Below are 15,682 nucleotides of genomic sequence, written 5' to 3' on the forward strand. Positions count from 1 at the left end.
GGCCGCTTTCCGGTCAACCGCCGCCGTTCTTGTCCGATTCCATGCGTGCCTTCAGCGCCATGAGGGCGGCGAAGGGCGAATCGGGATCAACGGGGCGGTCGCGGCGCGAATCCGGCCGGGGTCCGGACGAGAAACGCTCCTGCGCGGGACGTGGCCGGTTGCCCTGGTCCTTTGCCGGACGATGGCTGCGGTTCTCCTGCCCGCGCTTGTCCGGCCGCCGGTCGTCGCCCCGGCCGTCCGGACGCCCGTCCGGTCGGCTCTCCGGGCGATTACGGCGCGGCTCGCGGGCCTCTGCGTTACGTGGGGCACCGCGATTCTCCCGCCGCTCGTCGCGGGAGGGCTGCCGATCATGCTTTTCGCCTTCAAGCCGCTCGGTCGCGGCTTCCGTGCCTTGACCACGCGGCGGCTGACGCCCGCCGCCCTTGCGGTGATGATTGGGGCGGGACTGTCCTGCCGGACGGCCGGGGCGCCACACCTCGATCATGGCGGGTTCCGCCGGCTCGGCGGAAACGGCCGGTTCACCAGCTGCATCCGCGAGTGCGGCTTCGGAGGGGCTGGCAGCCTCGGTGGCCGCTTCCTGGGTCTCTGCGCCCAGACTGTCAGCTTCCTGGGCGCCCGCTTCGGCGCCCGCCTCGTGCGCAGGCGTAGGTTCGCCCGCTTCGGCGACGCTCGTCTCGGCGGGGGCGGCAGCCTCAGAGGCGGTTGTCGCCGGCTCGACCGTGTCGGTCGCCTCGGCAACGGATTCGGTGGCGACCGGTTCGTCGGCCGCAGCATCAGAGGCCAGCGTATCGCCGGCCGAAACGTCGGCGGCCTGTGTCTCGGCCGCCGCGACTTCCGTAATGGTTTCCGGTGTCGCTGGCGCCTCAGCTTCCACCGGTGCGGGACGTCGCTCCATGCGATAGCCGAGCGAACGCAGGATCGAGGCGAAGTCGTCGCCCGCGCACCCTGCCAGTGACGTCATGGCGACAGTGGCAACGAAGCCGCTGCCGTCGAAGGCGCCCGCCGGTTTCTCTCCGGAAGCACCCGGCCGCCAGGCGAGCGCCGGGCGGATGAGATCTGCAAGGCGCTCCAGGATATCGACGCGCACGGCGCGCTCGCCGGCAACGCGGAAGCCAACAGCGCGGTAGAGGCCCTTCTGAATTTCCGGATCAACCGGGATCGAGGTGCGCCCGGAAGCCGCCAGATGCGGCAACTCGTCGATGCCCTTCTGCTGAAGGCCACCATGCTTCAGCGCCCAGAACTGGGTCGCCAGCGCACGCGGCGCGGGCTTGAGCAATGCCGGCAGGTAGATGTGGTGGGCACCGAAGCGCACCCCATGGCCGCGCAGCACGGCACGCGCTTCCTGCGCGAGGCTCTTCATTTCCTCCGCCACCTTGTGGCGTTCCAGAACACCGAGCGATTCCACCAGCTGGAAGGCGATGCCTCGTCCTATCCCGGTGATGTCCTCCGCTGCGCCAAGTGCGAGCAGCGGGCCGAGCAGCTTTTCGACATGCGCCTTGAGCCAGAGGTCGACCCGTGCCTGCACGCCATCGCGCGCGGTGCCGGTGAGATGCTCGTCGGCAATGACCTTGAGACGGGGGCTCAGCACCTCCTCGCCGGGGATCAGCTTGGCGACGGGTTCGCCGACCCAGCGCAACGTGCCGTCGGCGGACAGCACAAAGGCATCGTCCGGTGCTTCCGAGAGCCGCGCGGCGCGGGCCTCGATTTCACCAGCGAGAGCTTTCTGCGCCGTCGCGCGGAGTGCTTTCGCCTCCGGGCCGCCGGCCGATGCATCGGCTGCGAATTGGAAGCCAAGCAGATGGCCGATGACATGGCCTTCCACGACGACGTCGCCGGTCTTCGTAATTTCAGTCTCGAGCATCGCGTTCTCTCGCAGGCGCTTCATCAGCACGCTGGTCCGGCGATCCACGAAGCGGTGGGCCAACCGCTCGTGAAGCGCATCGGAAAGCCTATCTTCGACGCGCCGCGTCACACCTTGCCAGTGTTCCGGGTCGTCGAGCCAATCAGGTCGGTTCGCCGCGAAGGTCCATGTACGGATCTGCGCGATACGTCCCGACAGCGTGTCTATGTCACCTTCCGCACGGTCCGCCAAGGCCACTTGTTTGGCGAACCAGTCGGTGGATATACGCCCAAAGCGCATCAGGTCGCTATATACCGTCGCGACGAGGTCCGCATGGGAGGCTGGCGACACCTTCCGATAGTCGGGAAGCTGGCAGGCTTCCCACAGCCGTTCGATGGCGGCGGCTCCCGCCGCATGGCGGCGGATGTCGGGGTCGCGGGCGAGCCCTTCGAGGATCAGAACATCCTCGGCCGTGGGCGCCCGGGTCAGCCCTTCCTCGCGCGGAGCTTGAGCGAGGGTGCGGTGCAGAGCCTCGATCGAGGAGAAGTCCAGATCGCTGTTGCGCCACTGCAGAACGCGATGAGCATCGAAGCTGTGCGCCTCAAGCCGTTCGACCAGTTCGGCATCGAACGCATTGCAGCGGCCTGTGGTGCCGAAAGTGCCGTCGCGCTGCGCACGCCCGGCGCGTCCGGCGATCTGCGCCAGTTCGCCGGGGTTGAGCTTGCGGAACTGCCAGCCGTCGAACTTCACGTCGCCGGCGAAGGCAACATGATCGACGTCGAGATTGAGCCCCATGCCGATCGCGTCGGTGGCGACGAGATAGTCGACATCGCCGTTCTGGTACATTTCGACTTGCGCATTGCGGGTGCGCGGGGACAGTGCGCCGAGCACCACCGCCGCCCCGCCGCGCTGGCGGCGGATCAGCTCGGCAATGGCGTAAACCTCGTCTGAGGAGAAAGCCACGATGGCCGATCGTCGGGGCAGGCGGGTGATTTTTTTCTCACCGGCAAAGGTGAGCTGAGACAGCCGCGGGCGCACGAGGACATTTACCCCCGGCAGCAGTTTCTCCACCAGCGGGCGCATGGTGGCGGCGCCGAGCAGCAGGGTCTCTTCGCGTCCACGCCGGTTCAGCAGGCGGTCGGTAAAGATGTGGCCGCGGTCGAGATCAGCCGATATCTGGATTTCGTCGAGGGCTACGAAGGCGACGTCGAGGTCACGCGGCATCGCCTCGACCGTCGAGACCCAGAAGCGCGGATGGGCCGGTTTGATGCGCTCCTCACCGGTCACAAGCGCCACACTGTCCACACCGGCACGCTCGACCAGACGACCATAGACCTCGCGTGCGAGGAGGCGCAGCGGCAGGCCGATGAGCCCCGAGGAGTGGGCAAGCATGCGGTCAATGGCGAGGCTGGTCTTGCCCGTATTGGTGGGCCCGAGCACAGCCGTGACCCCGCGCGCGCGCAACGAGGGCGGGAGCGGCTTGGGTGATCTTGAACGGGAAGAAGCCGGCGAGGCGGCAATATTCATAGGCCGATAAGTCCGTCGAGCCGGCAGGAGCCAGTTCTTGTAGCACAGGACATCAAAATATAGGACCCCGCCGGTCCCTTTGCCCGCCGGATGAGAGAATTAAAGTGCTCGCTGTGGTCAGGGGGCGGCTGCCCGGGACGGACTGGCACGCTTGTCGACCATGGACTCGCTTATGAAGCTCTCCGCCTCAAGCTGCGCCACGCCGATGGCCGTGGTGACAGCGGCGCGGAACGGCACCAAGAGCCGCGTGCCCGCCACAGGTGCCAGCCAGACATACATTTCCTTGTTCTCGGTCATGTATTTCACCGCCTTGCGGCTGGGGCGGTGGCCGGAGACGGGGCGGTAGGCGATGCGGCAGACCACCGAGGGGCCGGCATAACCCTTCTCCGCTTTGACGTCCTCCATGCGCTCGTAGCTCAACGCGAGATCATAGCGCTGACGACCATCGAAAATGGAGAGGGTGCGCTCGCACGCTTTGGGTGAAACCGGGTCCTGCGTGCCGGGCACCATGATCAGCGTGGCTGTCATGGGGTCGAAAACGCCCTTCTTGTCCTTTTCGGTCACGGGGACACGGTCCTCGGACTGGTTGACCGGCGGCTCGACGCTCATATCGGTGACGCCGGCGCTGTTGAGCGCCAGACGGATCGCCTCGGACTTCTTGTCTGTTTCGGCCTCCATGGCGAAGGTGCGAGGGGCCAGCAGGCCGCGCTCCACAAGGCCACGCGCGCCGGCCGTTCCCTTGGCGGAAGCTACAGCCCTCACCACGCCGGTAAGCCGCGCACTGCCGGAGGCGGTATAGGTGCTGTCATCGACTTCGAGCAGAAAGGCCGCTCTGCCGAGCTCCAAACCCGCAAGCGACAAGCGATAACGTGCTTCGAGGCGCCCGTCCGCATGCGCGGGGTTCGTAACCGCACCAGCGCCGGCAAGTGCAACCACTGCCGTAAGGCACAACCGCAGCATCAAGAGGCCAATCCCGAATCGCCGGCGAAGCGCCGGTGTCCCAAATATGCCAGTTTCGGATGGGCTGGGAAGGCGGCGGAACTGTGACTCGCTTCCCTCACGAAAGCGACAGTCCTCGGCCCGGTATCGCGAGGCGGTGAATGCGGACAACCCGCCCTGACCCTGTGACGCGGTCTTGACGGGCGGCGGGCGCTTGCATATAGGAGCGCACTCTTAATCCTATGGATGCCGCATGCGGGATCGTCGGCTGTAAGATCAGCCTGCGGCGTTGCGGCTCGAACTTGAGGAAGTCCACGATGTCACGTCGGTGCGAACTTACCGGGAAGGCGGTTCTGACCGGCAATCTCGTGAGCCACTCGAACCGCAAGACCCGTCGGCGCTTTCTGCCGAACCTGGTGAACGTTACGCTCACCAGTGACGTGCTGAAGCGGTCGGTGAAGCTGCGCGTGAGCGCCAATGCGCTGAAGACTGTCGACCACCGCGGTGGCCTCGACGCGTTCCTCCTGAAGGCGCGCGTTGATGAGCTGTCGCCGAAGGCGGCGGATCTGCGGCGCGCTCTGGTGAAGGCCAACGCGGCAGCGGCGGCCTGATAGCGATGAAGATCGCCGGCACCGAGGTCACGATCTCGCAGCTCGCCTTCCCCGCGATTGCCATGATGGCAGTGGTGGCGGCGTCCAATGTGCTGGTTCAGTACCCCGTGCAACATTTCGGTCTTGCCGAGGTGTTGACGTGGGGTGCTTTCACCTACCCGCTGGCCTTTCTGGTCAACGACCTGACCAACCGTCGTTTCGGCCCTGCCGTCGCGCGGCGTGTGGTCTATTTCGGCTTCGCGCTCGCTGTTGTGCTGTCGATCTGGTTGGCGACGCCGCGCATCGCGCTGGCGTCGGGAACGGCGTTTCTGGTCGGCCAGCTTCTCGATATCGGCGTGTTCAACCGCCTGCGTCGCATGAGTTGGTGGCAGGCGCCGCTTGCCGGCAGCTTTCTCGGCTCGGCGATCGACACGGTCTTGTTCTTCTCCCTCGCCTTTGCGGGCGATGCCGAGATGTCGTTTGCGGTGACCTATCATCTCACCGGCATTACCGTGCCGCTGTGGGTCGGTCTCGCCTTCTTCGACTTCGTGGTGAAGATGGCGTGCGCGCTGCTCTCCCTGGTGCCCTATGGGGCGCTCATGGGGTGGCTCAAGCCGTGGGGCGGCGTGCAGGGTTCGCCCGCGCGCTAAGCTATTTCTGCTAGCGCAGGACCTTGAAGCGCAGCAGAAGCGTTCGCTGTAGAAGCGAAAAATTATTATCCGACAATAACGTGATGATGAGCTCGCCGGCTTCGTTCCGGTAAAGGCTGATCGCTTCCATATTGTCGATGGAGGCGGCGCGGTTCGCCGTGATCAGTGTTTCTCCCACGATCTCCGCCCCCGGCCGAACCTCGCTGAGAGGAAAACGGCGGATGCGCATGGCCACGCCACGTAACAGGTCGAAGCGGCGCTCCAGCAGGTAGACCATCTGATCGTCGGAGATCGCGGCATCAGTTGCCGAGAACTCGTCAATGCGCGCCAGTGAGAACGAGCCGGCGAGTTTCATCGGTTCGAGCGGATCGAACAGGAAGCCCTGCAGAATTCCGGCATTTGTCGGACTCTGTTCGGCAATCGCGATCAGGGGCGCGGGGGCGTTATCCGGCGGCGCGATGAGCGCCTCGATGCCTTCATTCGAGCCTAGCGCGTCGAGCGGGGGGCCGGAGAAAAGGCGCCGGGCGGGCGTGGCGAGCGGAGCCTGCCCGGGAAAGAGCCAGATCTCCTGCGTGCGTTCAATGCCGACGACGTAGCCGAGAGGGGTCCGGGTCAGCGATTCGACATCCCGGCGCCGCGATTTGGCGAGCGGCTTGCGGCCAGGTCCGAGCATTGGCGCCATGACTGCGCCGCTGATTCCGGTGGGGCGGTCGTCCTCGGCGGTTATCCGGCCCTTCAGCCAGAAGCCGTGATCGGTGACAGCGAGGAAATGGGCGCCATCGGGTTCAATCGACATTCCCGAAAGTCCGCCAAATTGCGGTGAGGTGGAGGTGAGCACCAGTCCGCCGAGGAAGCCGAGTGCGCCGAACTCCACAGCACCGCTTGCATCGAAGCGCATAAGCGGCGTCGCGGCGATGTCGAGCGGAACCGTTTGTGCCACGCCGGCGCCGGGACAAGCCATCAGAAGCAGCGTCGACAACACGGTGCGCAGGCGAGCGCCACGACCTCCACCGGCGCCGGTCGGTGAACCCATCATCGTATCTGAGGCCATTCGGTTTCAGTCTCGTGCCGGAAGCATGCGGGCGATGAGCCCGTCGCGACGGATGAAATGGTGCCAGAGGGCGGCAGCCACATGCAGCGCCACGATGGCGGCAATGACATAGGCGAGCGCGACATGGATCGGCCCGGTGCCAAGGCTCTTGCCGATCGCGGTTATGGTGAGGATGCCGAGAACCGGCTGCACCAGAATGGAGAGGTAGAGCAGGCCGTGGGTGGCATGTGCCGCGATCTCCATAGGACGTGACATGCCTGCCGGCAGAACGGGCGCGCGATGCGTGATCCGCCAACCCGTGCGTAGCACCGCCAACGCCAGTATGGCGTAGCCGGAGAACAGGTGGGTACGGAACAGATAGAAGCGCGGCTCCGTGCCGCGTTCGAAGAATCCCCATGTCCAGCCGGTGGCGAACTGCAGGATCACGAGCACGGCGACCAGCCAGTGAAGGCTCATGGCGACGCGGTCGTAACGGGTGGGCATCTCGGACACTCCTGTCGAACGATTCGATCCAGCGGGCGCGCTGCATATTGCAGTGCGAATATTTTCCGTGCCATGTCACCAGGCAGACAAGACGAGCAGGAGCCGTATTTGCCACGTGCCGCATCATCGGGAAGCCAGGCTGGGGTCGGGTCCTCCTCCTCCAAGACGGCACCGCAACATTCCGGCAAGCGCTCCGTCTATCCGAAGACGCCGCGCCGGCTGAAGCAGATCGAGGCCAAACGCACCGCTATCCTTGACGCGGCGCTGGGGCTTTTCTCCCGTTTTGGCCTGCATGGCACCACGGTGGAGCAGATTGCCGAGCAGGCATCGGTCTCCAAGACCAATCTTTTCTACTATTTCGCCTCCAAGGAGGAGGTGTATGTCGCCGTGCTGCGCCGCCTTCTGGACCAGTGGCTGGCGCCCCTGCGCGCGCTGGAGCGCGACAGCGACCCGGTGAAGGGCATCGGCGACTACATAAGGCGCAAGGTGGAATTTTCGCGTTCGCATCCGGAGGCGTCGCGGCTGTTCTGTCTCGAGATCGTTCAGGGCGCGCCGCTGCTGCGGGGTGAACTGGAGACCTCGCTGAAGGAACTCGTCGATGCCAAGGCGGAGGTGATCCGGGCCTGGGTTGTGGAAGGACGTCTTTCACCGGTAGATCCGCACCACCTGATCTTTGCCATCTGGTCCACCACCCAGCATTACGCCGATTTTGCCGTACAGATCGGCGCCTTGCTCAACACAGGGCTGGACGACAGCCAGTTTGCCGAAGAGGCTGTGCGCAACATTCAGCGCATCATTCTCGATGGTGTGCGCACCCGCCCACTTGCCTGAGGTGTGGGGCGATAGCCCCGCCCGACATTGCCTGCCACCGGAAGGAATTCGCCATGCACCGCCGTGCGTTGCTTCGCTCAGCCCTCGGCGTGTCGCTTGCCGCGACACTGATCGCTGCGCCGGGCGCCAACAAGAGCCAGCTCGCCGGTCGCACGCTCGACGTCGAGGCGTTGTTGTTCGACCCGGAAGCCCCGGTCGGTGGCAACCCCAAGGGTGACGTCACCGTGGTGGCGTTCTTCGACTATAATTGCGGCTACTGCCGTCGCTCCATGCCGGAGCTGGAACGCCTGGTGCGAGAAGATGGAGGTATCCGCCTCGTCTACAAGGACTGGCCGATCCTCGCGAAAAGCTCCGTCACCACCGCCCAGCTGGCTTTGGCAGCCAAGTATCAGGACAAGTATGAGGCCGCCCACAAGGCGCTGATGGAACTTGGCGGTCGTGCCTCCGCTGACCGGATCGATGCCGCGCTGACAAAGGCGGGGGTCGATGGAAAGATCCTGGCCGCCGACCTGAAGAAGCACGCCCGGGAAATCGGCGCGCTGCTCGGCCGTAACGACGAACAGGCCGAGGCGCTGGAACTGCCGGGCACGCCGGTCTATCTGGTCGGGCCGTTCAAGGTGGCTGCCGCGCTGGACTACGATGGCTTCCGCGATGTCGTCCAGGACGCGCGCAACCGCGCCGCCGGTAAATAGCGCCGCGGCTTTTCTTCCCCGTTCCGAGCGATCGGCGCTGGCACAGCCGTGCACGGCTTGCTGCGCCTTGGCCGGGGACTGTGAGCCATCGGATAATTCAATGTATGAGATTATTTAAAGTAATCGTTGGGCCGGCTTCTGATGTTCGGCTGACTGAAGTATACATGCCGTAGCTGGCGTTCTTCTGTCATAGATATATCCTATCCGGAGAATCGCAAAACCGTATATGCGTCTACGAAAGACTTCCATCCTTGGTGCGTCTCGCGCGAACGTTGGAAGAAAATTCATGAACGATTTGAGGATTTATTGAGATGAGCCTCCCTACTGGCGCTGCGGCGCGTTCGGGTTTCCAGTATGACGGCTATGGAACGCTCGGGCGGCTGGGCCTCATCTACATTGCCTCAAGCATCGTGATGGACGCCGAATGGGCAGCCATGGCCGCGCCGGGGCTCTCGATCCACACGACGCGGCTGCGCCTGCCAAAGGTCACGCTTGAAGGCATCGACGCGATGATGACGGCGCCGGAACTGGAGCAGTCGGCGCGGCTGGTCGGGTCGGCGCCGATCGACGTGATGTGCTTCGGGGGGACCAGCGCCTCGTTCGTCTACGGCACGGATTACGACAAGGCCTTGATCACACGCATGGAAAACTGGTCGCCGGGGGTGAAGGCGACCACGGCGTCGACCGCCTCCCTGGCGGCGCTCGCCAAGGTGAACGCCGGACCCGTGGCACTCGCGACACCTTATGTCGATGCGATCCACCAGCGCGCTATCAACTTCCTGGAATCCAATGGCCACAAGGTTTTGAACAGCGGCAACCTCGGCATTGACGAGGACTGGGCGCTGGCACAGGTGCCGCTGGAACAGGTGTTCGACCATGTCGTGGCCTGCGACCATCCCGAGGCGACGGCGATCTTTATTTCCTGCACCAATTTCCGCTCTTCCGGTGTCATCGAGGCGCTGGAGAGGGCGCTGGGCAAGCCGGTGATCTCGGCCGTGCAGGCCTCGTTCTGGCACTGCCTGGAGGTCACGGACATAAAGGGCGCACGGCCCGGCTATGGGCAACTCTTCCATGACCGTTTGGCATAGAAAGTCGTTTGAAATTAATAGCTTAAAGAGGATCCGCGATCATCGCCCGGGCACGAATTTCCGGGCGATGTAATGGTCCAGCGAGACCACGCCCGGCCCACGGGCGAGGATGATGAGCAGGCACGCGGCCCACGTGCCATGGGTGGGCCAGGCGTCGGGATAGACGAAGATTTCGATCACCAGCGTCATGCCCAGCAGTGCCAGTGCCGCGAAGCGGCTGGCGAGGCCGAGGACCAGCAGGACCGGGAACAGATGCTCCGCGAAAGCTGCCAGATGAGCGGCGATGACGGGGTCGACGAGCGGAAGTTTGTATTCGTTTTGAAAGAGATAGATCGCGGTGTCGTTGAGGTGCCAGCCCTCGACCTTGGTCTGGCCGGAGCGCCAGAACACCCCTGCGATCGACAGCCGGGCGATCAGGCTGATCGCATCATCGGGGATGTGGCTGATGAGGGCGATGAGGCGGACGATGAGGCCGGTGGGGCCGGTGAGTGCGGTGGCGCTCGATGGAGACGTCGCCGCGATGGGCGAGGGCGCGGCCACGGGTGGCTCGATCATCGCTGTTCTCCGAGGCTGAGGGTGGCGAACGCCCCGGCGCGCAGGGCGATGGCGAGGGCGAGGGACAGGTCAAAACCGGGCACTTCCGCCGCCATCTCGGCCGCCGGCCCGAGAGCCGCTCCCGAAACCAGTGAGCCGAGGAGCACGGCGGCGCCGGGCGGCAGGCGGTGGACTTCCACGCTGAGCCGGGGACGCACGACGAGGGCGTCCTCGCCGACCCATTCCTCGATCGGCGCCAGTGCCGCCTCGCCCGCATTCATCGCCCAGATGGTGACGACGGGGTGGGGCGAGCGCACCAACCCGAAGGCGGGATGAGGCGTCAGGCGAGCCTGCGCGAGGCTGTCGGGGGGAACGGCGGCCAGAACCGCCGGTTCCAGCGCGGCGACGTCGGCAGCGTGATAGGCGCGAGCCCGCGCCGATTCCAGCCGGGCAAGGTCCGGCAGATAGGCCAGCTCCCGCGCCGGCTCGAAGTCGGCGATGAAGTCGCCGAAATCGGCGGCGTAATCGAGCAGAAGCGGCGAGCGCGGCGGGTGGGCGCTGACATAGGCCGCGGCCATGGCGCCGAAGAAGTCCGACCCCACCACTTTCTCGACCGCTGGATAGCGCGACGCCACCGCACCGGTGAGGCCGGCCGCGACATTGTTGCGATAGACGCCGAAGCGCCGCGCCGGCGGGCCGGTCCACGCCGTGAGGCCGGAAGGCATGGGCATGGCCCGATCGACCAGAGCCGCGGCGAAGGCGGCCTGGGTGTCGTGCCGGGAAGGCTGCGGGTTGGGTTGAGAGGTGTACTGGGGCATCGGGGGCTCGCTTCAGGCCGCCCGGCGGCCAACGCGGCGCAGCAGGGTCTTGCCGGCATCGGCCTCGGCGCGGGCGAGCAGGGCCTGCGCCGCGACCGCCTCCGAGCGCAGCATCGGCCATTCCGGCACGTCATTGTCCCATTCGATCAGCGTCGCCACCGGCCCGGTGCGGGCCAGCACCTCCTCATAGAGCGCCCAGACCGGATCCTTGACCGGGGTGTCATGGGAATCGATCAGCAGCGGCGCGCCGGTATCGTCCACCGTCTCGGAATGACCGCTGAGGTGAATCTCGCGCACCCGTTCCAATGGGAAGCGGGCGAGATAGGCGCGCGGGTCGAGCCCGTGATTGGTGGCGGCGACGAACACGTTGTTGACGTCGAGCAGCAGGCCGCAGCCGGTGCGCGCGGACAGCTCGTCCAGGAAGTCGGTCTCCTCGATCGTGCTTTCCTCAAACAGCAGGTAGGTCGCGGGATTTTCCAGCAGCATCTGCCGTTTGAGGTGGGTCTGCACCTCGTCAATATGGTCGGCGATGCGGTTCAGCGTCTCGTCGGTATAGGGCAACGGCAGCAGGTCGTTGAGAAACACGGTGTCGTGGCTCGACCAGGCCAGATGCTCGGAGAAGCTTGCCGGCTCATAGCGCTCGCACACGCCCTTGAGCCGGTCCAGATGGGCGCGATCAAGCGGCTGCATCGAGCCGATGGACAGGCCGACGCCATGGATGGACAGCGCATAGTCCTCGCGCAACCGGCCGAGCTGGGCGTGCGGGGGGCCGCCCGCGCCCATGTAGTTCTCGGCATGCACCTCGAAGAAACCCAGCGGCTGAGGGGCGGCGATGATCTCGGCGAAGTGCTCCGGCTTGAAGCCGACGCCGGCACGGGCGGGAAGCGCTGAAAAGGCCATGGCGGTGTCCTTGGTTGGTTCGCCCCGGCAATCGCGAGGCAGGGCAGGCGCGGCATGTCGAGGGGCTGGAGGCGGGTGAGGCGGCGCGGACCGCGCCACCCGCCTCGCGGCCAGCGTCAGGTCGGAGCGGCGCCCTGGGTCAGGCTGCCCATGCCGTCGGGGGTCTTCATGGTGGTGCAGGTGCCGGTGGGGACGAGCTTCCAGGCATTCTTCTGGTAGTCGACCTTGGAGGTGCCGGCGCAGGTGGTGCCGGGCCCGGCCGCGCAATCGTTCTGCCCCTTCAGCGCGACGCCGTAGCACTTTTCCTTGGTGTCGGCGGCCGAAGCCGGCTGCAGGGCGACCAGCGAAAGCGCGGCGGTCAGGGATGCCGCGAGTGCCGCAGCGGGTATGCTTTTCATGGAAGGCTCCTGTGGTGCGTTACTCTCAGACGGGGCTGGAGACGACGCTCACATCGGCTTCAGCATGCCGTGACCCTTGGGGGTCATCATCTGGGCGCAGGTACCGGTGGGAACGAGCTTGAAGGAGGCCGGGTCATAGTCGACCATCGACTTGCCGGCGCAGTCATGCTTGCCGGCGGCGCAGTCGTTCTGGCCCTTCATGGCGACGCCGTAGCACTTCTCCTTGCCATCGGCGGCGGAGGCGGGAGTGATGGCGACCGTGGCGAGCGCGGAAGCGAGCGAGCCGGCGAGGGCGAGGGCTTTGAAGCTGGTGTTCATGGGTCTGTCTCCCTTGGAAGGTCAGATCATTCGTCTGACTTCCGGGCTACGCAGCCGGGCCGGGAAACGTTACAGAGAAGGCACGGATATTCGTGCCGCGGTGCGTGCGCTTTTTCCGGCGGCGGGTAAAAAGCGTGTCGAATGAAGAGTTTGCGGGTTTCATATGACGGTCGGTAACAAAATCGCGCGCGGCGACGTAAAGGAATGTATCGGGTGAGCCGTTCAGCTCGCGAGCAGGAATGGGCCGACTGGATGCGTCGCGCGATCGACGGAGACAGCGCGGCCTATCATCGTTTCCTGCATGCGGTGACGCCTCACCTGCGCAGCATGGCGCGCCGGCGCTGTGCCACCTATGGCGCGCCGGCGAGCGAGGCGGAGGATATCGTGCAGGAAGTTCTGCTGGCGGTGCATCTGAAGCGCGGGACGTGGGACCCGGCGCGGCCTATCGGCCCGTGGCTGGCGACCATCGTGCGCAACAAGCTGGTTGACGCCCTGCGCCGGCGCGGGCGCGAGGCCACGGTGACGGTGGACGACATTGCGGAGCTGCCGGCCATCGACGACCGCACCGACGGCTCGGACCGCGTGGATGTCGAACGCATGCTGGAGAAGCTGAAGGACCCGCAGCGCGATATCGTGCGCTCGATCTCGCTGGAAGGCGCGGGCGTGCGGGAAACCGCGACGCGGCTGCACATGAGCGAGGGCGCGGTGCGCGTGGCCCTGCATCGCGCACTCAAGTCACTGGCGGCAATCTATCGGAGGCAGAGCGGTGAAGACGACTGACCTGATCAGCCTGATGGCGGCCGATGCACCGGTGCGGATGCGGCTGGGCCGGATGCTGACGATCGCGCTTTTTGCCGGCATCGCGGCGTCGGCGATCCTGCTCCTGGCGTCCGTCGGGCTCAGGCCCAACATGGCCAGCATGATCGAGACCGCGCGGGTGCTGTTCAAGATCCTGTTCACGCTGACGCTTGCCGTGGCCGCCTCGGCACTGGTGTTCCGCGTCGGACGTCCGGGCGCGGAACTGGGGCGGCGCGGCCTGTGGCTGGCGGGGCTGGTCGGCGTGCTGCTGGTGGCGGTCGGCGCCGAACTCATGGTGTTGCCGCGCGGCGAATGGGTGGCGAGCCTGAAGGGCGGGCACGCGATGTTCTGCCTGTTCTTCATTCCGGTGCTGTCGCTGGCGCCGCTGGGCGGGTTTCTCATGGCCCTGCGCGAAGGCGCGCCCGACAATCCCGGTCTTGCGGGAGCCGCGGCGGGCCTGGCGGCCAGCGCGATCGGCGCGGCGCTCTATGCCTGGCATTGCCCGGATGACAGCCCGCTGTTCCTGGCGACGTGGTACATGCTCGCCGCCGCCATCGTTACCTTGGCCGGCTTTCTCATCGGCCGGCGCATCCTGCGCTGGTGAACGGGCGGAAATGAACGGGGCGCGCCGCGCGCGCCCCGCTCCGGGCCTTACAGGCCGCCGATGCAGACATACTTCATGTCGACATACTCATCGATGCCGTATTTCGAGCCCTCGCGGCCGACGCCGGATTCCTTCACCCCGCCGAAGGGCGCGACTTCCGTGGTGATGACGCCGGCATTGACGCCGACCTGGCCGTAGCTCAGCGCTTCCGAGACGCGGAAGGCGCGGCCGAGATCGCGGGTGAAGAAATAGCAGGCGAGGCCGAACTCGGTAGCGTTGGCGAGCCGCACCGCCTCTTCCTCGGTGTCGAAGCGGAACACCGGGGCCACGGGGCCGAAGATCTCCTCGCGCGCGAAGGCCATGTCCGAGGTGGCGTCGGCGATGACGGTGGGCTGGAAGAAGCGGCCGCCCAGCGCGTGGCGTCCCCCGCCGGTGACCACCCGTCCGCCCTTGCCGAGGGCGTCGGCAATGAAGCTCTCGGTCTTGGCAACCGCCTTGTCGTCGATGAGGGGGCCCTGCACCACGCCCTCCTCGAGGCCGGAGCCGACCTTGAGCGCGGCCGAGGCGGCGGCGAGCTTCTCGACGAAGGCGTCGTAGATGCCGGCCTGGGCATAGAAGCGGTTGGCGCAGACGCAGGTCTGGCCTGAATTGCGGTACTTCGAGGCAATGGCGGCCTCGACCGCGGCGTCGAGATCGGCGTCGTCGAAGATGAGGAACGGCGCATTGCCGCCCAGCTCCATCGACACCTTCTTCACCGTGTCGGCGGCCTGGCGCATCAGCACCTTTCCGACCGGGGTGGAGCCGGTGAAGGTGATCTTGCGCACGGTCGGGTTGGCGGTCATCTCGCCGCCGATCTTCGTTGCCGAGCCGGTGAGGATGTTGACCGCGCCGGCGGGGAAGCCGGCCTGCTCGCACAGCACGCCCCAGGCGAGGCCGGAATAGGGGGTCTGCGTCGCCGGCTTCACCACCGAGGTGCAGCCCGCCGCCAGTGCCGGGCCGATCTTGCGCGCCAGCATGGAGGAGGGGAAGTTCCACGGCGTGATCGCCGCGACAACGCCCACGGGCTGCTTGGTGACCAGAATGCGCCGGCCGCCCCAGGGGGAGGGAATGACATCGCCATAGATCCGGCGCGCCTCTTCCGAGAACCACAGCACATAGGCCGCGCTCATGCCGACCTCGCCCATGGATTCGGCGAGGGGCTTGCCCTGCTCGACGGTGAGCAGCTCGGCGAGCGCGCGCTGGTTGTCCATGATCGCGGCGTGGAGACGACGCAGCAGCTTGGCGCGCTCGTCGGCGGTGGTGCGCGAGAAGGTCTCGAAGGTGGCCTGCGCCGCGGCAATGGCGCGTGCGGTCTCGGCGGTGCCGCTGTCGGGCACGGTGCCGATGATCTCGCCGGTCGCGGGATTGGTGACGTCGATGGTGGCGCCGCTGTCGGCGCCGACCCAGGCCCCGCCAATGAAGTTCGCCTCGCGCTTGAAGTCAGCCCAGCTCATCTTGTGTTGCCTCCGGTGGCTTTGATGGTAGCCGTTCTGACAGAACGGAGCGCGGGAGGCTATGCCCGGTTGGTTGCAAGGGCGGTGGCGCCCCTACACCACGATATTGGCACGTGGCATGCTTCCGT

17 protein-coding genes are annotated in these 15,682 nt (G+C 66.1%); 7 read left to right on the plus strand and 10 right to left on the minus strand.

Annotation, left to right across the window (positions count from 1 at the left end):
* Positions 1-13 precede the first annotated feature (13 nt).
* A complete protein-coding gene (locus tag G3A50_RS14605; RefSeq protein WP_163075946.1) occupies positions 14-3,367 on the minus strand; it encodes a helicase-related protein in 3,354 nt (1,117 codons plus the stop codon).
* 117 nt (positions 3,368-3,484) lie between these two features.
* A complete protein-coding gene (locus G3A50_RS14610) occupies positions 3,485-4,228 on the minus strand; it encodes a DUF3108 domain-containing protein (protein WP_484477007.1) in 744 nt (247 codons plus the stop codon).
* A 395-nt stretch (positions 4,229-4,623) separates the two neighbouring features.
* On the opposite strand from G3A50_RS14610, the gene rpmB reads away from it, so the two are divergent.
* On the plus strand, positions 4,624-4,917 hold the full coding sequence (gene rpmB, locus G3A50_RS14615; protein ID WP_163075948.1) for a 50S ribosomal protein L28: 294 nt from the start codon (positions 4,624-4,626) through the stop codon (positions 4,915-4,917).
* A gap of 5 nt (positions 4,918-4,922) precedes the next feature.
* A complete protein-coding gene (locus G3A50_RS14620; protein ID WP_163075949.1) occupies positions 4,923-5,546 on the plus strand; it encodes a queuosine precursor transporter in 624 nt (207 codons plus the stop codon).
* A gap of 10 nt (positions 5,547-5,556) precedes the next feature.
* Here G3A50_RS14620 and G3A50_RS14625 read toward each other — a convergent pair whose 3' ends face one another.
* Together G3A50_RS14625 and G3A50_RS14630 are read right to left on the minus strand one after the other, a co-directional pair.
* The gene (locus G3A50_RS14625; protein WP_163075950.1) at positions 5,557-6,597 is read right to left on the minus strand and encodes an esterase-like activity of phytase family protein; all 1,041 of its coding nucleotides are present in this window, start codon (positions 6,595-6,597) and stop codon (positions 5,557-5,559) included.
* 6 nt (positions 6,598-6,603) lie between these two features.
* Positions 6,604-7,080, minus strand: coding sequence for a cytochrome b (locus G3A50_RS14630; protein WP_163075951.1), 477 nt, complete (start codon positions 7,078-7,080; stop codon positions 6,604-6,606).
* Between the two features lie 108 nt (positions 7,081-7,188).
* Between G3A50_RS14630 and rutR the strand changes: the two genes are divergently transcribed.
* The 3 genes from rutR to G3A50_RS14645 all read left to right on the plus strand — a co-directional run bounded on the left by rutR (position 7,189) and on the right by G3A50_RS14645 (position 9,691).
* The gene (gene rutR, locus G3A50_RS14635; RefSeq protein ID WP_281355815.1) at positions 7,189-7,911 is read left to right on the plus strand and encodes an HTH-type transcriptional regulator RutR; all 723 of its coding nucleotides are present in this window, start codon (positions 7,189-7,191) and stop codon (positions 7,909-7,911) included.
* A 53-nt stretch (positions 7,912-7,964) separates the two neighbouring features.
* Positions 7,965-8,603 carry a DsbA family protein gene (locus G3A50_RS14640; protein WP_163075953.1) on the plus strand — a complete coding sequence of 213 codons (639 nt, stop codon included), beginning with the start codon at positions 7,965-7,967 and terminating at the stop codon, positions 8,601-8,603.
* A 311-nt stretch (positions 8,604-8,914) separates the two neighbouring features.
* The gene (locus G3A50_RS14645) at positions 8,915-9,691 is read left to right on the plus strand and encodes a maleate cis-trans isomerase family protein (protein ID WP_163075954.1); all 777 of its coding nucleotides are present in this window, start codon (positions 8,915-8,917) and stop codon (positions 9,689-9,691) included.
* 39 nt (positions 9,692-9,730) lie between these two features.
* Here G3A50_RS14645 and G3A50_RS14650 read toward each other — a convergent pair whose 3' ends face one another.
* The 5 genes from G3A50_RS14650 to G3A50_RS14670 all read right to left on the minus strand — a co-directional run bounded on the left by G3A50_RS14650 (position 9,731) and on the right by G3A50_RS14670 (position 12,659).
* Complete coding sequence (locus G3A50_RS14650) at positions 9,731-10,246, minus strand: DoxX family protein (protein ID WP_163075955.1); 516 nt, start codon at positions 10,244-10,246, stop codon at positions 9,731-9,733.
* Entirely contained in the window at positions 10,243-11,043 is an 801-nt protein-coding gene (locus G3A50_RS14655) for an HvfC/BufC N-terminal domain-containing protein (RefSeq protein WP_163075956.1), read from the minus strand. Before G3A50_RS14655 ends, G3A50_RS14650 begins: the two co-directional genes overlap by 4 nt.
* A gap of 12 nt (positions 11,044-11,055) precedes the next feature.
* The gene (gene bufB / locus G3A50_RS14660; RefSeq protein WP_163075957.1) at positions 11,056-11,943 is read right to left on the minus strand and encodes an MNIO family bufferin maturase; all 888 of its coding nucleotides are present in this window, start codon (positions 11,941-11,943) and stop codon (positions 11,056-11,058) included.
* 116 nt (positions 11,944-12,059) lie between these two features.
* Complete coding sequence (locus tag G3A50_RS14665; RefSeq protein WP_163075958.1) at positions 12,060-12,341, minus strand: BufA1 family periplasmic bufferin-type metallophore; 282 nt, start codon at positions 12,339-12,341, stop codon at positions 12,060-12,062.
* A 48-nt stretch (positions 12,342-12,389) separates the two neighbouring features.
* Positions 12,390-12,659, minus strand: coding sequence for a BufA1 family periplasmic bufferin-type metallophore (locus G3A50_RS14670; RefSeq protein WP_163075959.1), 270 nt, complete (start codon positions 12,657-12,659; stop codon positions 12,390-12,392).
* A gap of 213 nt (positions 12,660-12,872) precedes the next feature.
* Here G3A50_RS14670 and G3A50_RS14675 point away from each other — a divergent pair, with 213 nt between their 5' ends.
* The gene (locus tag G3A50_RS14675) at positions 12,873-13,439 is read left to right on the plus strand and encodes a sigma-70 family RNA polymerase sigma factor (protein ID WP_163075960.1); all 567 of its coding nucleotides are present in this window, start codon (positions 12,873-12,875) and stop codon (positions 13,437-13,439) included.
* Positions 13,426-14,061, plus strand: a complete 636-nt coding sequence (locus G3A50_RS14680) for an NrsF family protein (RefSeq protein WP_163075961.1) — start codon at positions 13,426-13,428, stop codon at positions 14,059-14,061. The genes G3A50_RS14675 and G3A50_RS14680 overlap by 14 nt, the downstream gene beginning before the upstream one ends.
* Positions 14,062-14,108: 47 nt before the next feature.
* Here G3A50_RS14680 and G3A50_RS14685 read toward each other — a convergent pair whose 3' ends face one another.
* Positions 14,109-15,554, minus strand: a complete 1,446-nt coding sequence (locus G3A50_RS14685) for an NAD-dependent succinate-semialdehyde dehydrogenase (RefSeq protein WP_163075962.1) — start codon at positions 15,552-15,554, stop codon at positions 14,109-14,111.
* Positions 15,555-15,682 lie beyond the last annotated feature (128 nt).

The sequence above is a fragment of the Ancylobacter pratisalsi genome (assembly GCF_010669125.1).
Lineage (GTDB): Bacteria > Pseudomonadota > Alphaproteobacteria > Rhizobiales > Xanthobacteraceae > Ancylobacter > Ancylobacter pratisalsi.

Excerpts from the sequence above, each read along its gene's own strand:
- G3A50_RS14630 (WP_163075951.1), bottom strand. The coding sequence starts at position 7,080 with ATGCCCACCCGTTACGACCGCGTCGCCATGAGCCTTCACTGGCTGGTC.
- G3A50_RS14655 (WP_163075956.1), bottom strand. The coding sequence starts at position 11,043 with ATGCCCCAGTACACCTCTCAACCCAACCCGCAGCCTTCCCGGCACGAC.
- G3A50_RS14645 (WP_163075954.1), top strand. The coding sequence starts at position 8,915 with ATGAGCCTCCCTACTGGCGCTGCGGCGCGTTCGGGTTTCCAGTATGAC.
- bufB (WP_163075957.1), bottom strand. The coding sequence starts at position 11,943 with ATGGCCTTTTCAGCGCTTCCCGCCCGTGCCGGCGTCGGCTTCAAGCCG.
- G3A50_RS14665 (WP_163075958.1), bottom strand. The coding sequence starts at position 12,341 with ATGAAAAGCATACCCGCTGCGGCACTCGCGGCATCCCTGACCGCCGCG.
- rpmB (WP_163075948.1), top strand. The coding sequence starts at position 4,624 with ATGTCACGTCGGTGCGAACTTACCGGGAAGGCGGTTCTGACCGGCAAT.
- G3A50_RS14670 (WP_163075959.1), bottom strand. The coding sequence starts at position 12,659 with ATGAACACCAGCTTCAAAGCCCTCGCCCTCGCCGGCTCGCTCGCTTCC.
- G3A50_RS14685 (WP_163075962.1), bottom strand. The coding sequence starts at position 15,554 with ATGAGCTGGGCTGACTTCAAGCGCGAGGCGAACTTCATTGGCGGGGCC.
- G3A50_RS14625 (WP_163075950.1), bottom strand. The coding sequence starts at position 6,597 with ATGGCCTCAGATACGATGATGGGTTCACCGACCGGCGCCGGTGGAGGT.
- G3A50_RS14620 (WP_163075949.1), top strand. The coding sequence starts at position 4,923 with ATGAAGATCGCCGGCACCGAGGTCACGATCTCGCAGCTCGCCTTCCCC.
- G3A50_RS14605 (WP_163075946.1), bottom strand. The coding sequence starts at position 3,367 with ATGAATATTGCCGCCTCGCCGGCTTCTTCCCGTTCAAGATCACCCAAG.
- G3A50_RS14640 (WP_163075953.1), top strand. The coding sequence starts at position 7,965 with ATGCACCGCCGTGCGTTGCTTCGCTCAGCCCTCGGCGTGTCGCTTGCC.
- G3A50_RS14650 (WP_163075955.1), bottom strand. The coding sequence starts at position 10,246 with ATGATCGAGCCACCCGTGGCCGCGCCCTCGCCCATCGCGGCGACGTCT.